Raw genomic sequence first — 21,786 nt, 5'->3', positions numbered from 1 at the left:
AATCGTTACACACTCTGTTTCTTTCCTTGATTGACAAAAGCACGTACTTCTTCCGCGATTTGTCCAGGCAATAATCCGATTTCTTCAAGTAGCTCGTTGACGCCACCGTGCTCGATATACCAATCTGGAATACCGAATCGTTTGACGCGCGGGAACGCTTCCTGCTCATTCGCATGTTCAAGAACTGCAGAACCGAAGCCGCCTTTTAAGACTGCTTCCTCCAGCGTGACGAGTGGAATACCTTCCGCATACAGTGCATCCAACATCTTCCCGTCGAGTGGCTTGATTGTCCGCGCATTGATGACACGAACAGACAGTTCTCCCTCGAGCAGATCTGCGATTTTCAACGCATCTTGGACTTGTGGTCCGAATGCCATGATTGCAACATCCGTTCCTTCACGTTCGACTTCCCATGTATCGAGCGAAATTTCGTGTAACGTCTCATCCATCGTTACACCGATTCCTTCCCCTCTTGGGAAACGGACAGCAATTGGTCCTTCATACTTCACAGCCGAATAAAGTAAATGTTGCAGTTCGTTCTCGTCTTTCGCCATGACGATCCGGATATTCGGAACGTGGCGCATGAACGCGATATCGAAGACGCCTTGGTGTGTTTCTCCGTCTGCTCCGACAAGACCTGACCGGTCAATCGTAAACGTCACGTCAAGATTTTGACGCGCGACATCGTGGACGAGTTGATCGTAAGCTCGCTGGAAGAAGGTCGAATAAATGGAAACGACGGGTTTCATCCCTTGCGTCGCTTGACCCGCCGCGAACGTGACGGCATGTTGTTCCGCAATCCCGACATCAAACATTCGGTTTGGGAACTCCTTCTCAAAGCAATCGAGTTTTGAACCGACGCTCATTGCCGGTGTAATCAATGTTAATTTTTCATCATCTCGTGCCATCTTCGTCAACGTATTCGCGACCGTGAATGAATAACTCGGCGCTTTCGATTTACCTTTGATGACTTCACCAGACTCCATCTTGTATGGTCCGAGACCGTGCCAGGTTCCAACTCCATCATATTCAGCTGGGCGATACCCTTTTCCTTTTTTCGTGATGACATGAAGCAGGACCGGACCTTGCTCTTTTTTGACGTAATTCAACTGTTCAATCAAATCCGTCAAGTCATGTCCATCGACTGGACCGTAGTAGTTAAAACCGAGTTCTTCAAAGAACATTCCTGGAACAAGTGCGCCTTTGACGGCTTCTTTTAGTTTTTCACTACCTTTTTCAAGACTTCCACCGATCAGCGGGATTTTCTTGATTAATGTCTCAAGTTCATCTTGCGCATAACGGACTTTACGTGAAGAACGAATACGACCTAACATCTGATGCATCGCACCGACGTTCGGTGCAATCGACATCTCGTTATCATTAAGGATGACGATGACATTTTGTTGTTCCGCACCGATGTGGTTTAAAGCTTCAAGTGCCATTCCACCAGTCAATGCACCATCTCCGATGATCGCAATCGCGCGGTCGTCATTTCCTTTTAACTCGTTTGAGACGGCAATACCCATCGCTGCCGACAACGAGGTCGAACTATGCCCAGTTTCCCAGACGTCATGAATGCTTTCATTTCGTTTCGGGAATCCGCATAATCCTTTGTGTTTGCGTAACGTATCAAACTGTCCCGCACGTCCCGTCAAGATTTTATGCACGTATGCCTGGTGACCGACATCCCAAACAAATTTATCGTTCGGACTATCAAATTCTCGGTGAAGTGCTAATGTCAATTCGACGACACCTAGATTCGGTGCTAAGTGACCACCCGTCGTAGCCAATTCTTCAATCAAAAAGCGTCGGATGTCGCCTGCGAACACATCGAGTTCTGAGACTGACATACGCTTTAAAAATGACGGATCCTGTATTTCTGTCAACTTCATACCTTACCGCCTCTTTTCCTTACATTCTTATATCGTTTGTACCCTACATTGTACTAGAACAATCTAATGAACGCCACATAACTGGCACATAAAAAAGACGACGCCAGGCGTCGTCGATCTCAATGGTCACGCTTGACGACGAAGTCGAGCAAGTCCTTAAGTGTCGTCGCTTCGACCGATAACGCATCAATCGCTTCCTCAGCAGCTTGTACTTGTGCCGCAAGAGCCGTCTTCGCACCCTCTAGACCAAGTAGTTTCGGATAGGTCGCTTTGTCGTTTCCTTCGTCACTCCCGACCGGCTTACCAATCTTTTCAGCATCTCCCGTTACATCTAAAATATCATCTTGAATTTGGAAGGCGATTCCAAGATGACGTCCGTAACGTTGTAAGTGGACTACATCATCTTCGTTTGCTCCAGCAAGAATTCCTCCTGCCTCAACAGCAAACACGAGTAATGCCCCCGTCTTGCGCCGATGAATCGATTCAAGAGCCTCGACGTCATCAATGCCACCACGTTCACCGAGCATATCGTCAAGCTGTCCACCGACCATCCCGGCCGCTCCAGCTGCCATGGCGAGACGCTCGAGCAATTGAATCTTGACGTCTGCCGACGCGTCCGTCTCGAGTAAACAGGTAAAGGCATTCGTCAACAACGCATCGCCTGCTAAAATCGCTGTTGCTTCGTCAAACTCGATATGGTTCGTCTTACGCCCACGACGCATGTCATCATCGTCCATTGCTGGTAAATCGTCATGGATTAAAGAATATGTATGAATCATCTCAAGCGCTGCTGCCGTCGCGTCCCCTGTTGTCCGCGAGACACCGTATGCATCAAGGACAGCATAAATCAACGCCGGGCGGACACGCTTCCCTCCAGCATCGAGTGAATAGCGCATCGAAGCACGTAATTGTTCTGGTGCATCGAGTCGGGTCATAAATGATTCGAGCGCACGCTCGACTTGAGCTTTCCATTCCATCAAGGCAATCATTGTGCTCCCCCTTTTTCACGTAACGTTCCATCTTGTTCCAAGATTAAATCGAGTTTCTTTTCAGCTGTCGATAGTTTCCCCTGGCAAAGAGCAGTCAGTTTTACACCTTCCTCATACAACGTCATCGCTTGCTCAAGTGGGGCTTCCCCTTCTTCAAGCAATTCGACGATTTCTTCTAAGCGTTCTAACGCCGCTTCAAATGATTGTTCCGTGTCCATCTCACTCATCCTCTCGTTTCGCTAGAATACTTCCGTCATGAAACTGAATCCGGAAGGCGTCATCCGTCACTTGTTTTACCGATCGAACGACCTCTCCGTTTTGTTCGACATACGTATAACCACGTAATAAGACACGGGTCGGACTAACCGAGTCAAGGCGTGCCACCATTTGGTGCAATCGCTCATGCTTCATCTTCATGTACGGGCGAATCCGTTCCAACTGTTTACGCATCCGCTCAACTTCACGCGACTGCTCTTCAAGACGCTCCCGAACCGGAATCCGTGCTAAACGGTTCGATAGGTTTAACACGCCTTGCTGTTTCGTTAAAATGAGTTGTTTTCCGATCCGATTCAAGTTCATATCGGCCCGGTCAAGGCGCTCCTGTTTTAATCCAAGCAAAACGCGGGGAGACTTTAATCCATAACTCATTGCAAGCCGGGTTACTTGTTCCCGTCGGCTCTTGACGAAATAGTCATAGTTTCGTGTCAAACGTCGACTCAGTTCACCGACTCGTTTTTCCAGTTCGGCCGCCTCTGGTGTTACGAGTTCGGCTGCAGCAGTCGGTGTCGCTGCCCGGACATCCGCGACGAAGTCACTGATAGTAAAGTCCGTTTCATGACCGACTGCAGAAACAATCGGGATCTGCGACTCATAAATCGCCGTAACGACGTTCATTTCATTGAACGCCCAAAGTTCTTCGATCGAGCCGCCACCGCGACCAATGATTAACACGTCACACGCCTGACGCGCATTCATCTGTTCGATGGCACGAGTAATTTGCGGTGCCGCCTCTTTCCCTTGAACGAGCACTGGCGCGAAGACGATTGCCGCTTGCGGATAGCGTCTCCGTAGTGTCGTCGCGATATCGTGAAGTGCCGCACCTTTTGGTGATGTGATGATTCCGACACGTTGCGGAAACGCCGGGAGCACTTTTTTTAACGCTGGATCGAACCACCCACGTTCTTCGAGTTGTTCTTTCAAACGGACGAAAGCTTCATACAGGGCGCCGACGCCATCTTCCGTCATCCGCTCGACGTAGAGTTGCATCTCGCCGGAAGCGAGATACACGGATAACCGCGCCGTCATGACGACACGCATCCCGTCTTTGATCGGTGATTTCAGGCGACTTGCGTCACGTGCGAACATGACCGCCTTCATCCGTGACTGGTCGTCCTTCAACGTAAAATAAAGGTGACCGGAAGAGTGTCGTTTAAAGTTCGACACTTCTCCCACCACCTGCACTTGCTGTAACAGCGAATCACTTTCAAGTTCACGTTTCACATACCCAACGAGCTCGGAAACTTGAAGTGGGTCATTCATCGTGCTGCCTCGATTGTATTATGGAGCAACATCGTGATCGTCATCGGACCGACACCGCCAGGAACGGGTGTGATCATCGAGGCGACCTCTTTGACCGAATCAAATTCGACGTCCCCGACAAGTTTACCGTCAACACGGTTGACACCGACATCGATGACGACAGCATCCGGCTTGACCATATCTGCCGTAATCAATTTTGGGACACCAACAGCGACAATCAAGATATCCGCTTGACGCGTCATCTCAGAAAGGTTTGCCGTCTTCGAGTGGCAGTAGCTGACTGTCGCGGATTCATTTAAAAATAACATCCCGACCGGTTTGCCGACGATTTGACTCCGACCGACGACGACGACGTGGCTGCCTTGGATCGGAACATTCATTTCTTTGACGAGGTGCAGAATTCCATTTGGGGTACATGGTAAGAACGTTGGTTCACCGATCATCATTTTCCCGACCGAGACCGGATGGAACCCATCGACGTCTTTGTCCGGTGAAATAGCGAAGATGACTTTACTCTCGTCGATTTGTTCCGGCAGCGGCAGTTGAACGAGAATTCCGTGGACACTCGCGTCTGCGTTTAGTCGTTCAATCAACTGGAGTAACTCCGATTCTGATGTCTCTGCCGGTAAACGAATCAAATCCGACTCCATGCCAATTTCTTGTGCCGCTTTTTCTTTCCCGCGGACATACGATTGGCTTGCTGGGTCTTCACCGATTAATACAACGGTCAATTTCGGTTGAATACGTTGTTCTTTCAGACGTGCGACTTCTTCTTTCAGCTTCAAACGATACGATTTTGCGATTTCTTTCCCATCGATTACTACTGCCATGATTTGTCCACTCCCCCAAAAAATTCGTTTCACTCTGCACCTTGAAAAAGGTTATCTTTATCTACTTATGAATTTTCTTTGACTGCTTGTTGTGCGACCTTACCAAGCACACCATTGACGATTTTCGTTGCTTCTTCGTCTGCGAACGCTTTTGTTAATTCGATTGCTTCGTTGATTGTAACGCGGATTGGAATTTTCGGTTCGAACATCAATTCATAGACGGCAAGACGAAGAATCGTCCGTTCGATGTTACCAAGACGCTCAAATGACCAGTTGACGAGCGCTGCCCGTAAATGTTGATCAATCTCATCCTTGTTCGTCTCTACACCAACTACTAATTGCTCTACAAATGTATCATATTCTTTGCCTTCTACTGCGAATTCAATGGCCTCTTGTGCAGACAAGTCAGAAAGTTCCATTTGGAACAAAGATTGTACTGCGAGTTCGCGTGCCATGTGTCGTTTCATCATGATTTCACGTGCTCCTTTTTTTGTCGTTCTCAATCAATTAGTTTAGCACATTCCCCTTTTAAAAAACATAGTGAACGCCAAAAAGACGGGAGTAAAATCCATCGACTCCCGTCATCGTTCATTTTACGATTGCTGCTTTTAACTCACGTTCCGCAAACTTCGTCGTGAAGGTTCCCCGGCGGAATACAGGATGCTGTAAGACCTTTTGATGGAACGGAATTGTCGTTTTGACACCCTCAATCCAAAATTCAGCCAAAGCACGCTCCATTTTCGCACAAGCTTCCTCGCGCGTCTCTGCATGGACAATCAATTTCGCAACCATCGAGTCATAGTACGGAGGAATCATGTAACCTGGATAAACGGCACTATCGATTCGGACACCCATACCACCTGGCGCGACGTATTGTGTGACGCGACCCGCATGTGGTCGGAAATCGTGATCTGGATCTTCTGCGTTAATCCGGCACTCGATTGAATGCCCACGGAACTCGATATCTTCTTGTTGAACTGCTAACGGGTGGTCGAGCGCGACTTGAAGTTGTGCTTGAACAAGATCAAATCCTGTAATCATTTCTGTCACCGGATGCTCGACTTGAATCCGAGTATTCATTTCCATAAAGAAAAATTCTTCTGTTTCTTCGACAAAAATGAATTCGATTGTTCCGGCACCCGTATAGTTGATGGCTTTTGCCGCTTTGACAGCTGCTTCTCCCATTTTCAACCGTGTCGCTGCGCTGACGGCTGGCGAAGGAGCTTCTTCAATCAACTTCTGCATCCGCCGTTGCACCGTACAATCTCGTTCTCCGAGGTGAATGACGTTCCCATGTCGATCGGCAAGCACTTGAACTTCGACGTGACGGAATTCTTCGATGAAACGCTCTAAATAAACATCGCTGTTGCCAAATGCTTGTTTTGCCTCGCGACGTGTTTCTTCCAGTCCATCAATCAGTTCTTGTTTTGTCCGGGCAACACGAATCCCGCGCCCTCCGCCACCTGCCGTCGCTTTAATGATGACCGGATAACCGATTTCTTCAGCGAGACCAATTGCTTCTTGATCCGTCACCGTTCCGTCAGAGCCCGGCACGACGGGGACACCACATTCAATCATCGTTTTTTTCGCGACATCTTTAATGCCCATCTGGCGAATCGCTTGCGACGTCGGACCGACGAATTGAATACCACACGCTTCACACATCTCCGCGAAGTCAACGTTTTCAGCCAGGAATCCGTATCCCGGGTGAATCATCGTTACGTTTCGATTTGTCGCAACGGCGAGAATATTCGTCACATTCAAATAAGAAGACGTCGAACTGACATCGCCGATGCAATATGCTTCGTCTGCCATTCGGACATGAAGTGCTTCTCGATCCGCTGTCGAATAGACAGCAACCGTCTGGATCCCAAGTTCCTTAGCCGCACGAATAATCCGAACGGCGATTTCTCCACGGTTCGCGATTAGTAGTTTTTCCATTCCCATCACCCCGCTCAAGGACGAATCCGGAAGAGTGGCTGACCAAATTCAACAAGGTCTCCATCTGCGACGAGAATTTCGACGACAGTTCCGGCAATTTCCGAATTTAAGTTATTGAATAGTTTCATCGCTTCTAAAATGCAGACGACTTGACCCACTTCGATTTGATCGCCGACTTTGACGAAAGCAGGTTTTTCAGGATTTGCACGTGAATAAAACGTACCGACCATTAGCGCGTTAATTGTGACCGTATCATCCTTCTCTTCCATGACTTCAGGTACAACGGCCGGCTTTTGTGCCGTTTCCACTACTTTTTGCTGGACAGGTGCCGCTGCGACCGCGTCGTGCTGAGATACTACGACACCGTCCCCTTGTTTTTTAAGCTTTAATTTATACGTGTCTGTTTCTAGAGAAAGTTCATTTACGTTTGATTGATCAAGCATTTCTAACACTTGTTTCAACTGATCGATTTTCATCTTCTTTCCATCCCCCATCTAAACATTCATTCATAATATTATACCAGGTGCTAATGCCTACTCAAATATTAAGTTTAACTGGTCATACCAGAGGATGCAAGTGCCGGCGAGTGAAAAAATACCCCTTGACTCGGAAACGAGTACGAAGGGGCATTGGCATATCTGTATTATCCGTTGTAGCGTCCTGTGAAATCACCTGTCCGCGTATCAACTGTTACTTTTTCTCCTGCTTCGATGAAAAGCGGCACATGGATGATGTGACCCGTTTCAACTGTCGCATTTTTCTTGACGTTAGAAGCTGTATCGCCTTTGACGCCTGGCTCTGCTTCAACAATCGTCATAACGATCGTGTTCGGAAGTTCGAGTCCGAGGATTTCGCCGTTGTAGACTGCGATTTGAACTTCCATGTTCTCAAGGAGATATGGAAGTGCTGCTTCAACTTGTGCTGTCGTCAATTCAAGCTGCTCATACGACTCCGTGTCCATGAAGACATACGTTTCACCCATTGGGTAGAGGTATTGCATTTTGTTACGCTCGATGTGGGCACGTTCGACGCGCTCGCCACCACGGAATGTCATCTCTTGGATGTTCCCGTTACGGATGTTACGCATTTTTGTCCGCACGAATGCTGCACCTTTACCAGGTTTTACGTGTTGGAACTCAAGGACTTGCCAAATCATTCCGTCTGAAGTTTTAATCGTCAAGCCTGTTTTTAAATCGTTTACTGATACCATACTGGTTCCTCCTAAATGTTCATCTTACTTAGAGTGTAATGAGTTCTTTCGATGAAGACGAAAGAATTTCGCGCCCTGATTCGGTAATCAAGACATCATCCTCAATTCGGCATCCACCAACTTGTGGCACATAGATTCCTGGTTCGACTGTCACGATCATCCCTGGTTCGAGCTTCGTTTCCGAACGGAACGAAAGTCCCGGTCCTTCATGCACCTCAAGACCAATGCCGTGACCAGTCGAGTGACCGAAGTATTCGCCATAACCAGCTTCTTTGATGATGTCACGTGTTAACGCGTCTGCTTCGATTCCAGTAATCCCTGGACGAAGTCCGTCTACGCCCGCAAGTTGTGCTTGTAAGACCGTATCGTAGATTTTTTGTAACTCGGAATTAATTGGACCGACCGCAATCGTTCGCGTAATGTCAGAGACGTAACCGTTCAACAATGCACCAAAGTCAAGTGTTACGAGCTCACCCGTTTCAATCACTTTTTGGCTCGCGACACCGTGCGGTAACGCTGAGCGGTAACCAGATGCGACAATCGTATCGAATGAAGACGACGTCGCTCCATGCTTACGCATGAAGAATTCGAGTTCGTTCGACACTTCGAGTTCTGTTTTCCCCGGCTGGATGTACGTCAAAATGTGTTCAAAGGTAGCGTCTGCTAGTTTTACCGCTTCCTTAACCATCTTAATCTCTGATGAATCCTTAATCAAGCGTAGGTTTTCGACGATTCCGGTCGTTGGAATCAGTTCGATTGCAGAAGCTTCATCATATGCTTCGAATAAACCAAGTGTCATCGTATCTTTTTCGACCCCAACCGCTCGCACGCGTGCGCCTGCGATGAGTTCACCCATCGTCGCCGGAATCGACCGATCGATTTGAACGATTTCCATTCCTTTGACTTGATCAGCAGCTTGCTCCGTATAGCGGAAATCCGTCACGAAATAAGCATGTTCTGCCGTAACGAGACACGCGCCACTTGAACCGGTGAATCCTGAAATGTAGCGAATATTTTCTGCCTTCGTCACGATAAGTCCTGGTAAGTCACGTTCTTTTAAAGCGGATTGTAATGCTTCAATACGATGTTGCATGTCTGTTTCCCCCTTTAAGTTATGTAGCGTCCGGATGAAGTAACGCTTCAGTAGCGAGTATATACCCCGTCATCCCAAGTCCACTGATGACACCACGACAGACCGGTGCGATGAGTGAGCGATGTCGAAACTCTTCTCGCGCATGAACATTCGATAGGTGCACTTCGATTGTCGGCACTTCAATCGCTGCGATCGCGTCACGTAAGGCGATACTCGTATGTGTGTATGCAGCTGCATTCAACACAATGCCATCATACCCCCGCGCTGCATGTAGAGAATCAATCAACGTTCCTTCATGGTTCGATTGTTCAAACGTAAACTCAACTTCCGGAAAACGTTCCATCATCAACGTTTCTAAATCATTCAACGTCTTTGCACCGTATGTTTCCGGCTCACGCGTTCCAAGTAAATTCAAATTCGGTCCATTTAAAACCAATACGCGCACATCATCACCTCCATTCGTCCTTCTGATTGTATCATAAGACGTTTTCCGTCTCCTAAAGATTCACCCGTCATCAAGCAGTCCCCCATAGTTTTTTTGAATAGAATCTAGTAAACTGACGATACACGATATTTTATTTGAGATAGGATGCGTTTAAATATGAAAACCGCAAAAGCTCCCGTCGGTGGACAAGCCATCGTCGAAGGCGTAATGTTCCAAAATGCGACACATGCTGTTTCTGCAATTCGTCGAAATGATGCGACGATTGAGACATTTGAACAGAAAAAGCCGATTCGTCCACGGATTGCGATTGGTAAACGAATCCCGCTTCTCCGCGGACTGTTCGCTCTTGTCGAATCATCTGCGAATGGAGCAAGCCACATGAACTTCGCAAGTGATCGTTACGGCGTTAATCCCGGAGAGGAAGAACCCGAAGAAACGAATCAAGGACAATTGACAAAATGGCTCGGTGTCGCTTTACTTGGTGTTTTATCATTCTTTTTCGGAAAGTTACTGTTTACGCTGTTGCCGGCATTCTTAGCCTCACTATTCAGTTCTTTCCCAGCATTATCCGGCCACTTCGTCCAAAACGTCATCGAGGCGTTGATTAAGCTGACCCTACTGTTTGGATATTTGTACTTGATTTCATTGACACCACTCGTCAAACGATTGTTTCAATACCACGGGGCGGAACATAAAGTCATCAATTGTGTCGAATCCGGTCATCCACTGACCGTCGAAAACGTCAGAAGAAGCAGCCGCCTCCATTATCGTTGCGGTTCAAGCTTCCTGATCTTCACAGTCATCGTCGGTTTCTTCGTTTATTTAATCGTCCCGACCGATCCATTATGGGTTCGACTCGCCTTCCGAATCGCTTTACTTCCCGTTGTCATCGGTCTGTCTTTTGAAGTTCTTCAATTAACAAATAAAGCCCAAAATATCAAGGGATTACGTGTCATCGCCTTGCCAGGCCTATGGTTACAGTACTTGACGACAAAAGAACCAGACGATTCACAGATTGAGGTTGCGATTTATGCGTTTGAAGCACTCGAAAAACAGGAAGATAACATACATGAGAATGCACTGGGTTAATCGATAACAGGGGTGATAATATGATTAGACAACGGATCGGCTCTACATTCGCACTTATCGTGTTACTGTTTGCTTTCGTCGGCTTTGGATATAAGCTTATCAATGATCCTGGCGGTCTGTTTTCACAATTACTGTTCGTTGCAGTTGTGGCGGGAATCATTTTCTTGATCTTTAAGTTCATGACGCGCAATAGCGGTGCTGCAAGCGGCGGAAACGCACAATATCGAAAATCAGTCGCGCAATCGAAAAAATTGCACGGTAAACGAGATCAAGGTCCGCGTCGAACAGACTTTAAGAAAAAACAAATCAAAACGGCGACGAAATCCTCGACTTCGAACAAAGTACGCCCACTTCGCGATCGGTCGAAAGGTCCTAATTTGACCGTCATCGAAGGTAAAAAAGGCAAAAAGAAAAAACGTGCTTTTTAATATTAAAAAGAGAGAGCTGCTAAAACACAGCCCCCTTCTATCGTTCGACCGTCAGCGACTCGTGTCTGCTGACGGTTTTTTATTCTGTCTCGACCCAACCAATGTACGGCAAATTGCGATACTCTTCTGCACAATCGATGCCATAGCCGACGACGAAGTAATCCGGAATCTCAAATCCAACATAATCTGCCGTCAACTCGACTTCACGACGCGCAGGTTTATCAAGTAACGTACAAATCTTCAAAACACCCGGCTTATGCAATTTCATATGCTCGCACAAAAAGCTCAGTGTATGTCCCGTATCAATAATGTCCTCGACAACAACAACATACTTCCCTTCGACATCCAGGTCTAAATCTTTTTTCAATTGAACGCGTCCAGAAGAGACCGTCTTCGCACCATATGATGAACAGGCAACGGTATCGATTTGAACACTTCCTTTAATTTGCCGCATCAAGTCCGCTGCAAAAACCATCGACCCTTTCAACACGACGACAAGGACAATTTGACGCCCGGCCGCATCCCGTTCAATCTCGATTGCGAGTTCACTCACTTTTTTAGCTAAATCAGTTTCTGAAACCAATTTTTCTTTGATGACGATTTCCATAGTATCCGGGTGAATTTCCACCCGTCACCCCCTTCGGTCATTTTCATCGTCAGTATAGCATAATCCGTTCAATTCACGTACTTTTTTATTATTTTATAACCAAATGTTCGTTTATAAGGCGTTTAACGTAAAAAAACAAGCCCACTCAGTCTTCTGGGTGTGCTTGTTGATAATTATGAAGTTCTTCCTGTAAAGCCGGGCGTTCAGCGAAAAATTGAATCATCCCATTGATTTTATCAAGTGCTTCGATACTCAAGTGATGTTCAATTCCCTCGACATCTTTATAGATTAGTGACTCTTCTACGCCGACAAGGCGCAAGAAATCTTCTAACAGCGCATGCCGTTCGACAAGTCGTTTCCCAATCTTTCTACCTTTTGCAGTCAACATGAGACCACGATACTTTTCGTAGACGAGGTACTCTTCACGGTCTAACTTTTGCACCATCTTCGTTACAGAAGAAGGGTGTACGCCTAATAGTTCTGCGATATCCGATACACGGGCATATCCTTTTTCTTCGATCAAGATATAAATTTGCTCTAAATAATCTTCCATACTCGGAGTCGGCACGACATCACCTTCCAATCTTTCGCTTTAACGTTTCCAGTTCCATTCATCACTACGATACTTCTCGGCTAACTGTTCAATTTCCTGCCATTGCCGCTCATTGAATTCAAGCGGAACGAATTCCAATTGAAGCGCATCCTCAAAACCACGTGTAAACGCATCACGAACTTCCTCGAATGACACTTTCCGGCCCGCGAGTTCATTCAAGGCAACCGCTTTCCCTGCAAAGCGTGACTTCATCCGTTGACGCATCGTTTCATCTTCATAAAGGAAGCAGTCAAACAATTCACCTTCATCAACCGATAGAGGCACTGATCCATGCTGAAGCACAACGCCTTGATGACGAACTTGAGCACTCCCCGCGACTTTCCGTTTTCCGACTGCCAATTCATAGTAAGAGGCTGCATCAAAACAAACGGCCGATTTCGGCTTTCGTAACTCTTCCTTTTCTTCTTCCGTCATCGGAACTGAAAATTCAACGGGAATACCGAGGTGATGATAGCCTTTCCGGATTCCTTCCGTCAACAGGCGATAACTTTCGATTACAGTTCGTGGTAGTCCTTCTGTCGCCTCTTGAATGACGACACTATATGTGAGTTCATCCGCATGTAAAACCGCTCGACCACCAGTCATCCGTCGAACGATTGGGATACCGAGTTCTTCAATTCGCTTTCGATCGATATCACGTGTCGCACGCTGGAAATGACCGACACTGAGTCCGCGTGGTTCCCATGAGTAAAAACGAAGCGTAGGCGCAATCTCTCCTCGCCCGACAAAAGCAATCAATGCTTCATCAATTGCCATGTTCATTGCCGGCTCTAATGCTTCGGTCGTCAATACTTGCCATTTCTTTACCAAGCGAACACCCCCAAAACGTTTCCGTATAAGTGTATCAGACCCTTTCTATCCTGCGCAACGACGAGTCGATTGCCGAAATCGATTTCGTTTACTATAATGATAGAGATGTTATATGAACGAAGGGGTTGGAAGTTGAATATGGAAACAGGCACAATCATCACAATCGTCTTATGGGTGGCATTGATTGCTTATGTCGTCTGGCGTTTCATGCCAGTCAAAGGCATCACAAAACTCTCGCAAGAGGAATTCCGCGCGAACTACCGTAAGGCACAAATCGTCGACGTCCGGGAAACACAAGAATTTAAAGGCGGTCATATCGTTGGCGCGCGTAACATTCCGGTTAGCCAAATGAAGATGCGTTCGAAAGAGCTTCGTAAAGATATGCCGATCTACTTGTATTGCCAAGGCAGCATGCGATCTTCACAAGCAGCTAAAGTCTTGAAAAAAGCCGGCTACACGAACTTGTACCAGCTTAAAGGCGGTTTCAAACAGTGGACTGGAAAAGTCAAACGTAGCTAATTCACTATTCAAGCGAAAAACCCTTCCTACGCCTCAGGCTCAGGAAGGGTTTTTCGCTTGTCGACTCATTGACGAGACGCTCTGATTAAAAAGGTCGTGAACGACAAAAATAGGCATAGAAATGACCGATGATCCAGTAAAAATAGAATCATCGGTCATTTAATTAATGTCGACTGGAAACGTCCGTCATAGGAATCGATCTTAGTCTGACTTACGAGTCAGTTCGTTTTCAGTAACCGTTATGCATGGACTTCCTGTTTCGGCTCATAACGCAACACCGGTTTACGCGCTGCCAACGTCTCGTCCATCCGTTTGACGACCGTCGTATGCGGTGCGTTCAGGACGACATCTGGCGTTTCTTCGACTTCACGTGCGATTTGGAGCATCGCGTCACAGAACGCATCGAGTGTTTCTTTCGATTCCGTTTCCGTCGGCTCAATCATGATACACTCTTCGACATTTAACGGGAAATAGATTGTCGGTGGATGGTAACCGAAATCAAGCAGTCGTTTTGCGATATCAAGCGTCCGCACGCCAAGTGCCTTTTGGCGACGACCCGACAAGACGAACTCATGTTTACAATAGACATCATACGGTGCGTCATATGCGCCTTTGAGGCGTGCTAACATATAGTTTGCGTTCAAGACAGCTTCTTTCGAGACACGGGCGAGACCTTCTCCGCCCATCGTCCGAATGTAGCTGTAGGCGCGGACATTAATCCCGAAGTTTCCGTAGAATGGTTTGACACGTCCGATTGCATCTTTGCGATCATAATCAAGGATGAATCCTTCGTCTGTTTTTGCGACGATCGGTTTCGGTAAATAAGGGATCAAGTCTTGTTTGACACCGACCGGACCTGAACCAGGACCACCACCACCGTGAGGGCCGGTAAACGTTTTGTGGAGGTTCAAGTGAACAACATCGAAGCCCATATCGCCGGGACGTGCAATCCCCATGATGGCATTCGAGTTTGCTCCATCGTAATACAATTTCCCGCCTGCTTCATGGACTGCTTTTGCGATCTCGACGATATCCGATTCAAACAATCCGAGCGTGTTCGGGTTCGTCAACATTAAAGCCGCTGTATCGTCTCCCACTTTGCTCTTTAAGTCTTCTAAGTCAACAAGACCTCGTTCATCTGACAAGACCGTCACGGTATCAAATCCTGCGACAGACGCCGATGCCGGGTTCGTGCCGTGTGCCGAGTCTGGAACGAGTACTTTCGTCCGTTTGAAGTCGCCGCGCGCATGATGATAGGCTTTGATCAACATCAATCCAGTCCACTCTCCGTGTGCCCCTGCTGCTGGTTGAAGCGTCACTTCATCCATTCCCGTGATGACTGCTAACTTTTCTTGTAAGTCATACATCAAACCGAGCGCTCCTTGAATGCTCTCAACCGGTTGAAGCGGATGAATGTGGGCAAACCCGGGAAGTCGTGCCATATCTTCATTGATTTTAGGATTGTATTTCATCGTGCATGAACCGAGCGGATAGAACCCGGAATCGACACCGTGGTTTCGGTTTGAAAGTGCCGTGTAGTGACGTACGAGATCCAGTTCCGAAACTTCCGGTAACGCGACGTCTTCTTTTCGGACAAAAGAAGCTGGCAACATGTCTTCGATTGCTTCTTCTTCGACCGTCGCGAGTGGTAACGCATATGCGACACGACCGGGTTTTGAGATTTCAAAAATCAATGTTTGTTCACTTGATTTATGCATGAGTTAATCCCCCTAACGCTGACACGAATTGATCGAGCTCTTCTTTCGTCCGTAATTCTGTTGCACAGACAAGCATTTCACGACTTCGTTTTGCGTCGTATGTGCCGAGCGGCAATCCACCGATAATTCCCGCTTTAAGCAATTGACGACTTGCTTCTTCCGCATCGATTGGTAATTCGACGACGAATTCATTAAAGCTCGGTCCATCATCGACGATGCGGAAGCCGGCTGCTTTCAATGATTTTTTCAAGGCATGTGCCGTTTGCAAGTTGCGGACCGCTAAATCACGAATCCCTTGTTTTCCGAACGCGCTCATCGCAATCGATGCCGCCAATGCGTTCAATGCTTGGTTGGAACAAATATTTGATGTCGCTTTATCACGACGAATGTGCTGTTCGCGAGCTTGGAGCGTCAAGACGAAACCGCGTTTGCCATCCTCATCCACTGTCTGACCGACCAGGCGTCCTGGAATTTTACGCATTAAGGCTTTTGTCGTCGTGAAGTAGCCACACGTCGGTCCACCAAAACTTTGGGGAATCCCGAACGGTTGGCAATCGCCAATCGTAATATCCGCACCGAGTTTCCCAGGTGCTTCAAGCAGTCCGAGGGCAAGCGGATTGGCTGAGACGATAAATAAACCGCCTTTTGCATGTGTTGCATCTGCTAACGCTTGTAAATCTTCGACGCGTCCATAAAAGTTCGGGTATTGGACGATGACACATGCGATATCATCAAGTCCGTCTAATTGTTCGATTGCCGTCTCGCCGTCCCGTAACGCAAGCGTCTCGACATCGAGCCCCGGCCCTTTCGCATACGTCCGAACGACATCATGTGCTTCCGGATGAACCCCATCCGACAAGACGATCGTCTTTTTCTTTTTATGGGCACAGGCAAGCATTGCCGCTTCCGCTAGTGCTGTAATGCCGTCGTACATCGATGAGTTCGCGACATCCATTCCTGTCAATTCACAAATCATCGTCTGAAACTCGAAAATCGCTTGCAGTTCCCCTTGTGAGATTTCAGGTTGATAGGGTGTATACGCCGTATAGAATTCTGAACGCAACAACATATGATTGACGACAGCCGGTGCATAGTGATCGTAAATGCCTGCACCGAGGAACGATGGATATTGCTTCGTATTCATATTTTGGTCAGCAAGCTTCGAGAGTGTCCGAATCAAATCTGTTTCCGGTAGCGGAATCCCGACTTCTTCTAACGTCCCTTGGTCGCGGACAGCGGCTGGAATGTCTGCTAGTAAATCTTCAATCGAATTTGCACCAATCGTCTGTAACATCTCTTTTTCATCTTCTTGCGTCATCGGTAAATAACGAAAATCCATCTATAAGTCCCCCTTAGTTGGCTCGACGATAAAACGGTGTGTTCACACGTTTTGCGGCTAGTTTCTTTCCACGTACTTCCACTTCGAACTGGTCCTCTGTCGCATATTCTGCTGGTACGAGCGCCAAGGCAATGGCTTTACCGATTGTCGGCGGCAACGTCCCTGTCGTCACAAAACCAACAGTCTCTCCATTCAGTAAAACCGGAGCATCCTGACGGACAATCCCTTTATCGACGAGTTCAAGTCCAATCAAACGGCGTGGTGCGCCTTGTTCTTTTTGTTGTGCGAGCACATCTGACCCGATGAATTTTTTCGCTTGTAGTTTGACGGCAAACCCCATCCCTGCTTCGATTGGTGAAATCGTCGCCGATAACTCATGACCATAGAGTGGTAAACACGCTTCAAAACGTAAAGTATCACGCGCGCCAAGACCACATGGAACGACACCTGCTTCAAGTAGTGTCTTAAAGACATGTTCTGTATCTGCTGCCGGCATATATAACTCGAATCCGTCTTCTCCCGTATAACCACTGCGCGAAACTAACATGTCGATGCCTGCCACTTTCCCGTAAACGAACCGGAAAAATTTAATTTCATTTAATGCGAGCTCCGTCATCGACGACAGGACTTCTTCTGCTTTAGGACCTTGGACGGCAATCTGCCCATACGCATCCGATTGGTTTTCAAGTAACACGTTTCCTTCCAGATACGAACGAAGATGCGCTTCATCTTTCTCGATATTCGAGGCGTTGACGACTAGTAAATATTTTTCCTCTTCCAGTCGATATACGAGCAAGTCATCGACCGTCCCACCATCTTCTTGACATAAAACATTGTATTGAGCCTGTCCAATGGCGATCTTAGAGATATCATTCGACAGCGTCTTTTGAAGAAACGCTAATGCTTCAGGACCTGTCACTAACAATTCTCCCATATGAGATACATCGAACATCCCTACTTGTTCACGTACTGCAATGTGTTCTTCCTTGATTGATGAAAACAGAACCGGCATTTCAAACCCTGCAAAATCGACCATTTTCCCCATCGGTGCGATCGTTTCAAACAATGGCGTTCTCTTCAATGTCGTCTGACTCATACATATCCCCCTATTTACGAACATTTTATGTTCCTTTTCTCTTTAATGTTCAACTTTCATTTACATTCTATCAACTTCAAACCTATTTTTCTAGGTTTATTCGGAAATTGAACAAAACTAAAGAGAGAAAGGACAAAGTCCCTTCTCTCCTATTGTTTCACATTCGCTCAATGAAAGCCATTTCAAAATTGCTTGAGTCCAGCTGTATGTTGAACTTCTGTTGAAAGTCGTTGCCCTTCAACCATTAGTTGACGCGCCCCTTGCTCAACACGCTTCCCTTCACTCACAAGATGATCGACATTTCCTTTAATTTGATCAATCCGATTCGTCGTATGGTCGACGCCTGCCTGCAACGTTTGCTGGCGGATCGTAAATCGCTCCAACAACTGTTTCACAAGCCGTAAGTCTTGTGAAATCTTCTTTTTATAAAGCACAAATCCATAAGCAACTAAGCCGAGGATCGCTACTACAATGATTCCAATGTTAATCCAAATCATGACTTTTCCTCCAATACCGATTCTATTTCTGCCGTTAGCTCCCGAATCGATTTCATTCCCTCTAAACGAAGATCCGCACCGTCTGCATAGATAGGACGTCTGCGCATATACAAAGACTTCACAGTCTCGTACTTCCCTACTAAGGGACGATTTCGGTCCGACTCAATTCGTCTCCAAATCGAATCGAATGGTGTATCAATCCAGATTACCGTACCCGTTTCCTTCATCCATGTACGATTTTCGGGTCGTTCAATGATTCCACCACCCGTGATGACAATTTGTGATTGACTGTTTCGTAACAATTCGCTTTCGCGCGCTCGAAACCCTGCCTCACCATGTGCTGCAAAAAAATCAGCAATTGATTGACCATACTCTTGAACAAAACGTTCATCCAGTTCATCTACGTCATATCGTTCGCTCAACTTCCGACCAATCGCTGTTTTACCAGTTCCCATAAAACCAATTACATAAACCTTATCCATCCGAAACGACCGCCTCGATTCTTTGTCCATTATCTAAGATTGCTTCCATTTTAAAGCCTTTATCCGTTCGGATACAAGTAACTCGTCCAATCGGATAACGGATCGTCTCATCTTGGCGACAGTCATGTGATGCCGCTCTGACAAGGGACTCGAGTTGAAGCGCCTCTTGCTCTAGCTTATACTGTTTGATGGTCTCATCCATCCGCATACAACCTAGTAGCATCATGGCACCAATTCCTATCAGAATCAATAAGGTTTGAATCAGGATGAAGCCGGTTTCTTGCAGGCGTAAGTTCGAGACCGCTGATTGAGTTCGATTACGATTCGGGCACCGTCTTCTTTGATTCGATAATGCGTCACGTCGTGGGCATACGTCAGTTCGCCTCCAAACTCTTTTTTGAGCCGTATTTGATTTTGTACACGAACGAGCCGCCATTTAATCGGCTCCTCTCCTGGATCGACATCCCGCCCCCTCAGCTCTTCTCCTACTAATCCACACTCAATGCTGCGCCACATCAATCGTTCAACGGTATGAAAAAACAGGTCCTCTTCCATCCATTCTGTTTGGTTGGCGTTGCTAACGAGTTGTGTCATCGTCAATAATCCAAGGAGTAATAGAGGACTCAACCAAAGGACCATTGAAATTTCGAGAAGGGTCGTTCCGGATTCGGCTCGCAAGGCATAACGTTTCAAGACACCACTTCCCTTCCTCGACACGATACCCCGTCGAATCACCCGCCACTTGCTTCGATGCCATCTCGTCCAAGCGCCGTGTCTCAACAATTAACTGTGTTTTTTGTTTTTCGAAATTCAAGTAAGGATCAATCGCTAATACTAAGAACAAACTGATGGCGACAAGCGAAAGTGTCACTTCAAGGAGAGTGAATCCACGCTCTTCCTCCGAGCAAACAACTCTTTTTACCTTTGACCGCATGCCATTTCACCTCATTTGTTGAATCAACATTTGATAATTTCCGAGGAGGAATTTTATTTCATATTCTTGTTTTGCTGAACGGCAGTACCAGGTCGAGGCATAGGTCGAATGATAACTTTTAAAGTAAATCACTCGCCCGGTCGTCGGGATGATACAACTATGACCAGGTTGAAACGTTCTCTGCCACAGGATTCGATCGTTCACCATGATAAAATATCCCGTTCCGTCTGCACGCCATCGAAATTGAATGGTATTTTGATTATCCGTTTTGGAGTATTGCAGTAACCGTAACGTCTGAAAATCTTGCCGCATCATCGCAATATCTTGTTCGAGTAAATAAATTGCCGGGCGCCGATCAATAACAGTCGGCAATAACAATAAGCACAGCAGACCTGTAATCATTAAGACTCCACTCATTTCAATCAATGTAAACCCATCACTTCGTAAGTTCGCCTGTTTTTGAATCATAGGTATACGTCTCCTGATCGCAGAGCAGTTCATTTGGTTTTTCAGCAGTACCACGGTTAATCGTCTGCAATGTTTCCGGATATTTTTTTTCTTTCGCATAATAAAGGTTGACCTCGGAACGAATGACACGGATGTTCGCTTCACAACTAACACCTTTCGCTTGATCTTTCCCGCTCGTCATCGTCGGAATTAATACGAGCAGCAGTAGCGAAATAATTAATAAGACAGCAGCCATTTCAAGTAAAGTGAATCCACGTTCGTTTTTCAAGAATCGTCTCATAATCAAAACTCCTTCTTTCTTCAAAATGGAAGTTGTTGAATCGCCAGTTGGATCGGGTAGTACAAAATAAAAAATAAGCTGCCTGTCATGATCGTCAAGCCTCCATACAAGACCGGTTCAATCAACAGCAGTTTTTTCTCTAACTCTTCTTCAATCGATTCATGCAACAAACTGGCTTGTGCTAGCAATAATGGACCTAAGTCACCACTTTCTCGAGCAAGGTGAACGAGCCCAACGGTTTCAACATCAATGATTTGTTCTTGTAAGATGGCTTCAGATAACGAGGTGCCCGCTTGTTGATGTTGGTGAAGCATCGCGTACATTTGTTGTTTCTTTCCCGTCTGCCCCTGTTCAAGCGAGCGGAAAGCCTCTTCTAACGAGAAACCTGCGTCAATAAAGGAACCAATCTCAATCGTAAACAAGTAACTGTAATACAACTGAAGGAGTTTCTGAATGATTTTAAACTGTAATAGCCGTTTGACCGGAATCAGACGAAAGGTGAGAAGGAGGATTGAAAGTAACAGAATCGGAGTCGCTGCAAGGACGTACTTGGCTGAAGGGTGTAAAATCAAGACTAAAAAGCGCGGAAGACTTTCTGGACTCGACATCTCGAGTAGGGAAGGAAACACGTAGAGGGCATAAAACATGAAAAGTAACATCAAGCTTGAGGCGAGGACAAGTGGATACCGCGCCATTTTCCAAAATTTCTTTTTCATTTGATTTTCTAACTCCAGCAAGCGAATGACCTGATGTAAAATCATCAAGGGGCGTTCCGTTTGATCACCCACCTGAAGCAGACGCTGGAGCGAAGGGGACAAGGCGAGTGGTTCTAATGCGATGGATAACGGATTTCCGCTCTCTAACCGACGTTTGATTTCTTCAATGACCGGCAGAAGGATCGGCTCTTCGAATCGTTGTAAGATTTCTAACGTTTCTTTCGTCGAAATGCCTTTTGACAATAGTCGAT

Annotated in this window: 28 protein-coding genes; 3 read left to right on the top strand and 25 right to left on the bottom strand. The window is 46.6% G+C overall.

The window, feature by feature from the left end; genetic code table 11:
• Window positions 1-5: 5 nt before the first annotated feature.
• From dxs to aroQ, 11 genes are all read right to left on the bottom strand, one after another.
• Window positions 6-1,892: a 1-deoxy-D-xylulose-5-phosphate synthase gene (gene dxs / locus A0126_RS04595; protein ID WP_029333073.1), complete on the bottom strand. Its 1,887-nt coding sequence runs from the start codon at window positions 1,890-1,892 to the stop codon at window positions 6-8.
• 119 nt (window positions 1,893-2,011) lie between these two features.
• Complete coding sequence (locus tag A0126_RS04590) at window positions 2,012-2,881, bottom strand: polyprenyl synthetase family protein (RefSeq protein WP_088836613.1); 870 nt, start codon at window positions 2,879-2,881, stop codon at window positions 2,012-2,014.
• Window positions 2,878-3,099, bottom strand: coding sequence for an exodeoxyribonuclease VII small subunit (locus tag A0126_RS04585; RefSeq protein WP_029333071.1), 222 nt, complete (start codon window positions 3,097-3,099; stop codon window positions 2,878-2,880). Before A0126_RS04585 ends, A0126_RS04590 begins: the two co-directional genes overlap by 4 nt.
• A 1-nt stretch (window position 3,100) precedes the next feature.
• Window positions 3,101-4,420, bottom strand: a complete 1,320-nt coding sequence (gene xseA, locus A0126_RS04580) for an exodeoxyribonuclease VII large subunit (RefSeq protein WP_088836612.1) — start codon at window positions 4,418-4,420, stop codon at window positions 3,101-3,103.
• Window positions 4,417-5,250 carry a bifunctional methylenetetrahydrofolate dehydrogenase/methenyltetrahydrofolate cyclohydrolase FolD gene (folD, locus tag A0126_RS04575; RefSeq protein WP_088836611.1) on the bottom strand — a complete coding sequence of 278 codons (834 nt, stop codon included), beginning with the start codon at window positions 5,248-5,250 and terminating at the stop codon, window positions 4,417-4,419. Before folD ends, xseA begins: the two co-directional genes overlap by 4 nt.
• 65 nt (window positions 5,251-5,315) lie before the next feature.
• Window positions 5,316-5,717 (bottom strand): transcription antitermination factor NusB, encoded by a 402-nt coding sequence (gene nusB, locus A0126_RS04570; protein WP_239456902.1) that lies wholly within the window; start codon window positions 5,715-5,717, stop codon window positions 5,316-5,318.
• 121 nt (window positions 5,718-5,838) lie between these two features.
• On the bottom strand, window positions 5,839-7,191 hold the full coding sequence (accC, locus tag A0126_RS04565) for an acetyl-CoA carboxylase biotin carboxylase subunit (protein WP_239456856.1): 1,353 nt from the start codon (window positions 7,189-7,191) through the stop codon (window positions 5,839-5,841).
• Window positions 7,192-7,205: 14 nt separating this feature from the next.
• Window positions 7,206-7,667 carry an acetyl-CoA carboxylase biotin carboxyl carrier protein gene (gene accB, locus A0126_RS04560; protein WP_088836609.1) on the bottom strand — a complete coding sequence of 154 codons (462 nt, stop codon included), beginning with the start codon at window positions 7,665-7,667 and terminating at the stop codon, window positions 7,206-7,208.
• Window positions 7,668-7,834: 167 nt separating this feature from the next.
• Window positions 7,835-8,401 (bottom strand): elongation factor P, encoded by a 567-nt coding sequence (gene efp / locus A0126_RS04555; protein WP_088836608.1) that lies wholly within the window; start codon window positions 8,399-8,401, stop codon window positions 7,835-7,837.
• Between the two features lie 28 nt (window positions 8,402-8,429).
• Window positions 8,430-9,494, bottom strand: coding sequence for a M24 family metallopeptidase (locus A0126_RS04550; protein ID WP_029333064.1), 1,065 nt, complete (start codon window positions 9,492-9,494; stop codon window positions 8,430-8,432).
• 19 nt (window positions 9,495-9,513) lie between these two features.
• Complete coding sequence (gene aroQ / locus A0126_RS04545) at window positions 9,514-9,939, bottom strand: type II 3-dehydroquinate dehydratase (RefSeq protein ID WP_088836607.1); 426 nt, start codon at window positions 9,937-9,939, stop codon at window positions 9,514-9,516.
• 156 nt (window positions 9,940-10,095) lie between these two features.
• Between aroQ and A0126_RS04540 the strand changes: the two genes are divergently transcribed.
• Together A0126_RS04540 and A0126_RS04535 are read left to right on the top strand one after the other, a co-directional pair.
• Window positions 10,096-11,028, top strand: coding sequence for a DUF1385 domain-containing protein (locus A0126_RS04540; protein WP_088836606.1), 933 nt, complete (start codon window positions 10,096-10,098; stop codon window positions 11,026-11,028).
• A 20-nt stretch (window positions 11,029-11,048) separates the two neighbouring features.
• Window positions 11,049-11,456: an SA1362 family protein gene (locus A0126_RS04535; protein WP_088836605.1), complete on the top strand. Its 408-nt coding sequence runs from the start codon at window positions 11,049-11,051 to the stop codon at window positions 11,454-11,456.
• Window positions 11,457-11,535: 79 nt separating this feature from the next.
• On the opposite strand, the gene hpt is transcribed toward A0126_RS04535, so the two are convergent.
• The 3 genes from hpt to A0126_RS04520 all read right to left on the bottom strand — a co-directional run bounded on the left by hpt (window position 11,536) and on the right by A0126_RS04520 (window position 13,486).
• Window positions 11,536-12,063, bottom strand: a complete 528-nt coding sequence (hpt, locus tag A0126_RS04530) for a hypoxanthine phosphoribosyltransferase (RefSeq protein ID WP_088838449.1) — start codon at window positions 12,061-12,063, stop codon at window positions 11,536-11,538.
• A gap of 145 nt (window positions 12,064-12,208) precedes the next feature.
• Entirely contained in the window at window positions 12,209-12,631 is a 423-nt protein-coding gene (mntR, locus tag A0126_RS04525; protein WP_029333059.1) for a transcriptional regulator MntR, read from the bottom strand.
• 24 nt (window positions 12,632-12,655) lie between these two features.
• Window positions 12,656-13,486 (bottom strand): lipoate--protein ligase family protein, encoded by an 831-nt coding sequence (locus tag A0126_RS04520; RefSeq protein WP_029333058.1) that lies wholly within the window; start codon window positions 13,484-13,486, stop codon window positions 12,656-12,658.
• A gap of 138 nt (window positions 13,487-13,624) precedes the next feature.
• On the opposite strand from A0126_RS04520, the gene A0126_RS04515 reads away from it, so the two are divergent.
• Complete coding sequence (locus A0126_RS04515) at window positions 13,625-14,005, top strand: rhodanese-like domain-containing protein (RefSeq protein WP_029333057.1); 381 nt, start codon at window positions 13,625-13,627, stop codon at window positions 14,003-14,005.
• Window positions 14,006-14,244: 239 nt separating this feature from the next.
• On the opposite strand, the gene gcvPB is transcribed toward A0126_RS04515, so the two are convergent.
• The 11 genes from gcvPB to A0126_RS04460 form a co-directional block, all read right to left on the bottom strand.
• The gene (gene gcvPB / locus A0126_RS04510; protein ID WP_088836604.1) at window positions 14,245-15,723 is read right to left on the bottom strand and encodes an aminomethyl-transferring glycine dehydrogenase subunit GcvPB; all 1,479 of its coding nucleotides are present in this window, start codon (window positions 15,721-15,723) and stop codon (window positions 14,245-14,247) included.
• Entirely contained in the window at window positions 15,716-17,062 is a 1,347-nt protein-coding gene (gcvPA, locus tag A0126_RS04505; protein ID WP_088836603.1) for an aminomethyl-transferring glycine dehydrogenase subunit GcvPA, read from the bottom strand. The genes gcvPB and gcvPA overlap by 8 nt, the downstream gene beginning before the upstream one ends.
• Window positions 17,063-17,075: 13 nt before the next feature.
• On the bottom strand, window positions 17,076-18,158 hold the full coding sequence (gene gcvT, locus A0126_RS04500; RefSeq protein WP_088836602.1) for a glycine cleavage system aminomethyltransferase GcvT: 1,083 nt from the start codon (window positions 18,156-18,158) through the stop codon (window positions 17,076-17,078).
• Between the two features lie 182 nt (window positions 18,159-18,340).
• Window positions 18,341-18,655 (bottom strand): hypothetical protein, encoded by a 315-nt coding sequence (locus A0126_RS04495; protein ID WP_088836601.1) that lies wholly within the window; start codon window positions 18,653-18,655, stop codon window positions 18,341-18,343.
• Window positions 18,652-19,137 (bottom strand): shikimate kinase, encoded by a 486-nt coding sequence (locus A0126_RS04490; protein ID WP_088836600.1) that lies wholly within the window; start codon window positions 19,135-19,137, stop codon window positions 18,652-18,654. Before A0126_RS04490 ends, A0126_RS04495 begins: the two co-directional genes overlap by 4 nt.
• Window positions 19,130-19,363, bottom strand: coding sequence for a hypothetical protein (locus tag A0126_RS04485; RefSeq protein ID WP_239456854.1), 234 nt, complete (start codon window positions 19,361-19,363; stop codon window positions 19,130-19,132). The genes A0126_RS04490 and A0126_RS04485 overlap by 8 nt, the downstream gene beginning before the upstream one ends.
• A 35-nt stretch (window positions 19,364-19,398) precedes the next feature.
• Window positions 19,399-19,830, bottom strand: a complete 432-nt coding sequence (locus A0126_RS04480; protein ID WP_235195262.1) for a hypothetical protein — start codon at window positions 19,828-19,830, stop codon at window positions 19,399-19,401.
• Window positions 19,715-20,071 (bottom strand): prepilin-type N-terminal cleavage/methylation domain-containing protein, encoded by a 357-nt coding sequence (locus A0126_RS04475; protein WP_088836599.1) that lies wholly within the window; start codon window positions 20,069-20,071, stop codon window positions 19,715-19,717. Before A0126_RS04475 ends, A0126_RS04480 begins: the two co-directional genes overlap by 116 nt.
• Before the next feature lie 6 nt (window positions 20,072-20,077).
• Complete coding sequence (locus tag A0126_RS04470) at window positions 20,078-20,539, bottom strand: prepilin-type cleavage/methylation domain-containing protein (RefSeq protein ID WP_239456852.1); 462 nt, start codon at window positions 20,537-20,539, stop codon at window positions 20,078-20,080.
• Window positions 20,508-20,819 (bottom strand): competence type IV pilus major pilin ComGC, encoded by a 312-nt coding sequence (locus A0126_RS04465; RefSeq protein ID WP_088836598.1) that lies wholly within the window; start codon window positions 20,817-20,819, stop codon window positions 20,508-20,510. Before A0126_RS04465 ends, A0126_RS04470 begins: the two co-directional genes overlap by 32 nt.
• Before the next feature lie 20 nt (window positions 20,820-20,839).
• A complete protein-coding gene (locus A0126_RS04460) occupies window positions 20,840-21,778 on the bottom strand; it encodes a type II secretion system F family protein (protein ID WP_239456850.1) in 939 nt (312 codons plus the stop codon).
• Window positions 21,779-21,786: the final 8 nt, after the last annotated feature.

The organism is Exiguobacterium sp. N4-1P, assembly GCF_002214325.1.
Note: the sequence above shows the minus strand (reverse complement) of the source record. Positions and strands in the feature narration are given on the sequence as shown.

What these genes read in the sequence shown, in the direction of transcription:
- dxs (WP_029333073.1), bottom strand. Translation starts at nt 1,892, where the DNA reads ATGAAGTTGACAGAAATACAGGATCCGTCATTTTTAAAGCGTATGTCA.
- A0126_RS04590 (WP_088836613.1), bottom strand. Translation starts at nt 2,881, where the DNA reads ATGATTGCCTTGATGGAATGGAAAGCTCAAGTCGAGCGTGCGCTCGAA.
- A0126_RS04585 (WP_029333071.1), bottom strand. Translation starts at nt 3,099, where the DNA reads ATGGACACGGAACAATCATTTGAAGCGGCGTTAGAACGCTTAGAAGAA.
- xseA (WP_088836612.1), bottom strand. Translation starts at nt 4,420, where the DNA reads ATGAATGACCCACTTCAAGTTTCCGAGCTCGTTGGGTATGTGAAACGT.
- folD (WP_088836611.1), bottom strand. Translation starts at nt 5,250, where the DNA reads ATGGCAGTAGTAATCGATGGGAAAGAAATCGCAAAATCGTATCGTTTG.
- nusB (WP_239456902.1), bottom strand. Translation starts at nt 5,717, where the DNA reads ATGAAACGACACATGGCACGCGAACTCGCAGTACAATCTTTGTTCCAA.
- accC (WP_239456856.1), bottom strand. Translation starts at nt 7,191, where the DNA reads ATGGAAAAACTACTAATCGCGAACCGTGGAGAAATCGCCGTTCGGATT.
- accB (WP_088836609.1), bottom strand. Translation starts at nt 7,667, where the DNA reads ATGAAAATCGATCAGTTGAAACAAGTGTTAGAAATGCTTGATCAATCA.
- efp (WP_088836608.1), bottom strand. Translation starts at nt 8,401, where the DNA reads ATGGTATCAGTAAACGATTTAAAAACAGGCTTGACGATTAAAACTTCA.
- A0126_RS04550 (WP_029333064.1), bottom strand. Translation starts at nt 9,494, where the DNA reads ATGCAACATCGTATTGAAGCATTACAATCCGCTTTAAAAGAACGTGAC.
- A0126_RS04540 (WP_088836606.1), top strand. Translation starts at nt 10,096, where the DNA reads ATGAAAACCGCAAAAGCTCCCGTCGGTGGACAAGCCATCGTCGAAGGC.
- A0126_RS04535 (WP_088836605.1), top strand. Translation starts at nt 11,049, where the DNA reads ATGATTAGACAACGGATCGGCTCTACATTCGCACTTATCGTGTTACTG.
- hpt (WP_088838449.1), bottom strand. Translation starts at nt 12,063, where the DNA reads ATGGAAATCGTCATCAAAGAAAAATTGGTTTCAGAAACTGATTTAGCT.
- A0126_RS04515 (WP_029333057.1), top strand. Translation starts at nt 13,625, where the DNA reads ATGGAAACAGGCACAATCATCACAATCGTCTTATGGGTGGCATTGATT.
- gcvPB (WP_088836604.1), bottom strand. Translation starts at nt 15,723, where the DNA reads ATGCATAAATCAAGTGAACAAACATTGATTTTTGAAATCTCAAAACCC.
- gcvPA (WP_088836603.1), bottom strand. Translation starts at nt 17,062, where the DNA reads ATGGATTTTCGTTATTTACCGATGACGCAAGAAGATGAAAAAGAGATG.
- gcvT (WP_088836602.1), bottom strand. Translation starts at nt 18,158, where the DNA reads ATGAGTCAGACGACATTGAAGAGAACGCCATTGTTTGAAACGATCGCA.
- A0126_RS04495 (WP_088836601.1), bottom strand. Translation starts at nt 18,655, where the DNA reads ATGATTTGGATTAACATTGGAATCATTGTAGTAGCGATCCTCGGCTTA.
- A0126_RS04490 (WP_088836600.1), bottom strand. Translation starts at nt 19,137, where the DNA reads ATGGATAAGGTTTATGTAATTGGTTTTATGGGAACTGGTAAAACAGCG.
- A0126_RS04485 (WP_239456854.1), bottom strand. Translation starts at nt 19,363, where the DNA reads ATGATGCTACTAGGTTGTATGCGGATGGATGAGACCATCAAACAGTAT.
- A0126_RS04475 (WP_088836599.1), bottom strand. Translation starts at nt 20,071, where the DNA reads ATGCGGTCAAAGGTAAAAAGAGTTGTTTGCTCGGAGGAAGAGCGTGGA.
- A0126_RS04470 (WP_239456852.1), bottom strand. Translation starts at nt 20,539, where the DNA reads ATGATTCAAAAACAGGCGAACTTACGAAGTGATGGGTTTACATTGATT.
- A0126_RS04465 (WP_088836598.1), bottom strand. Translation starts at nt 20,819, where the DNA reads ATGAGACGATTCTTGAAAAACGAACGTGGATTCACTTTACTTGAAATG.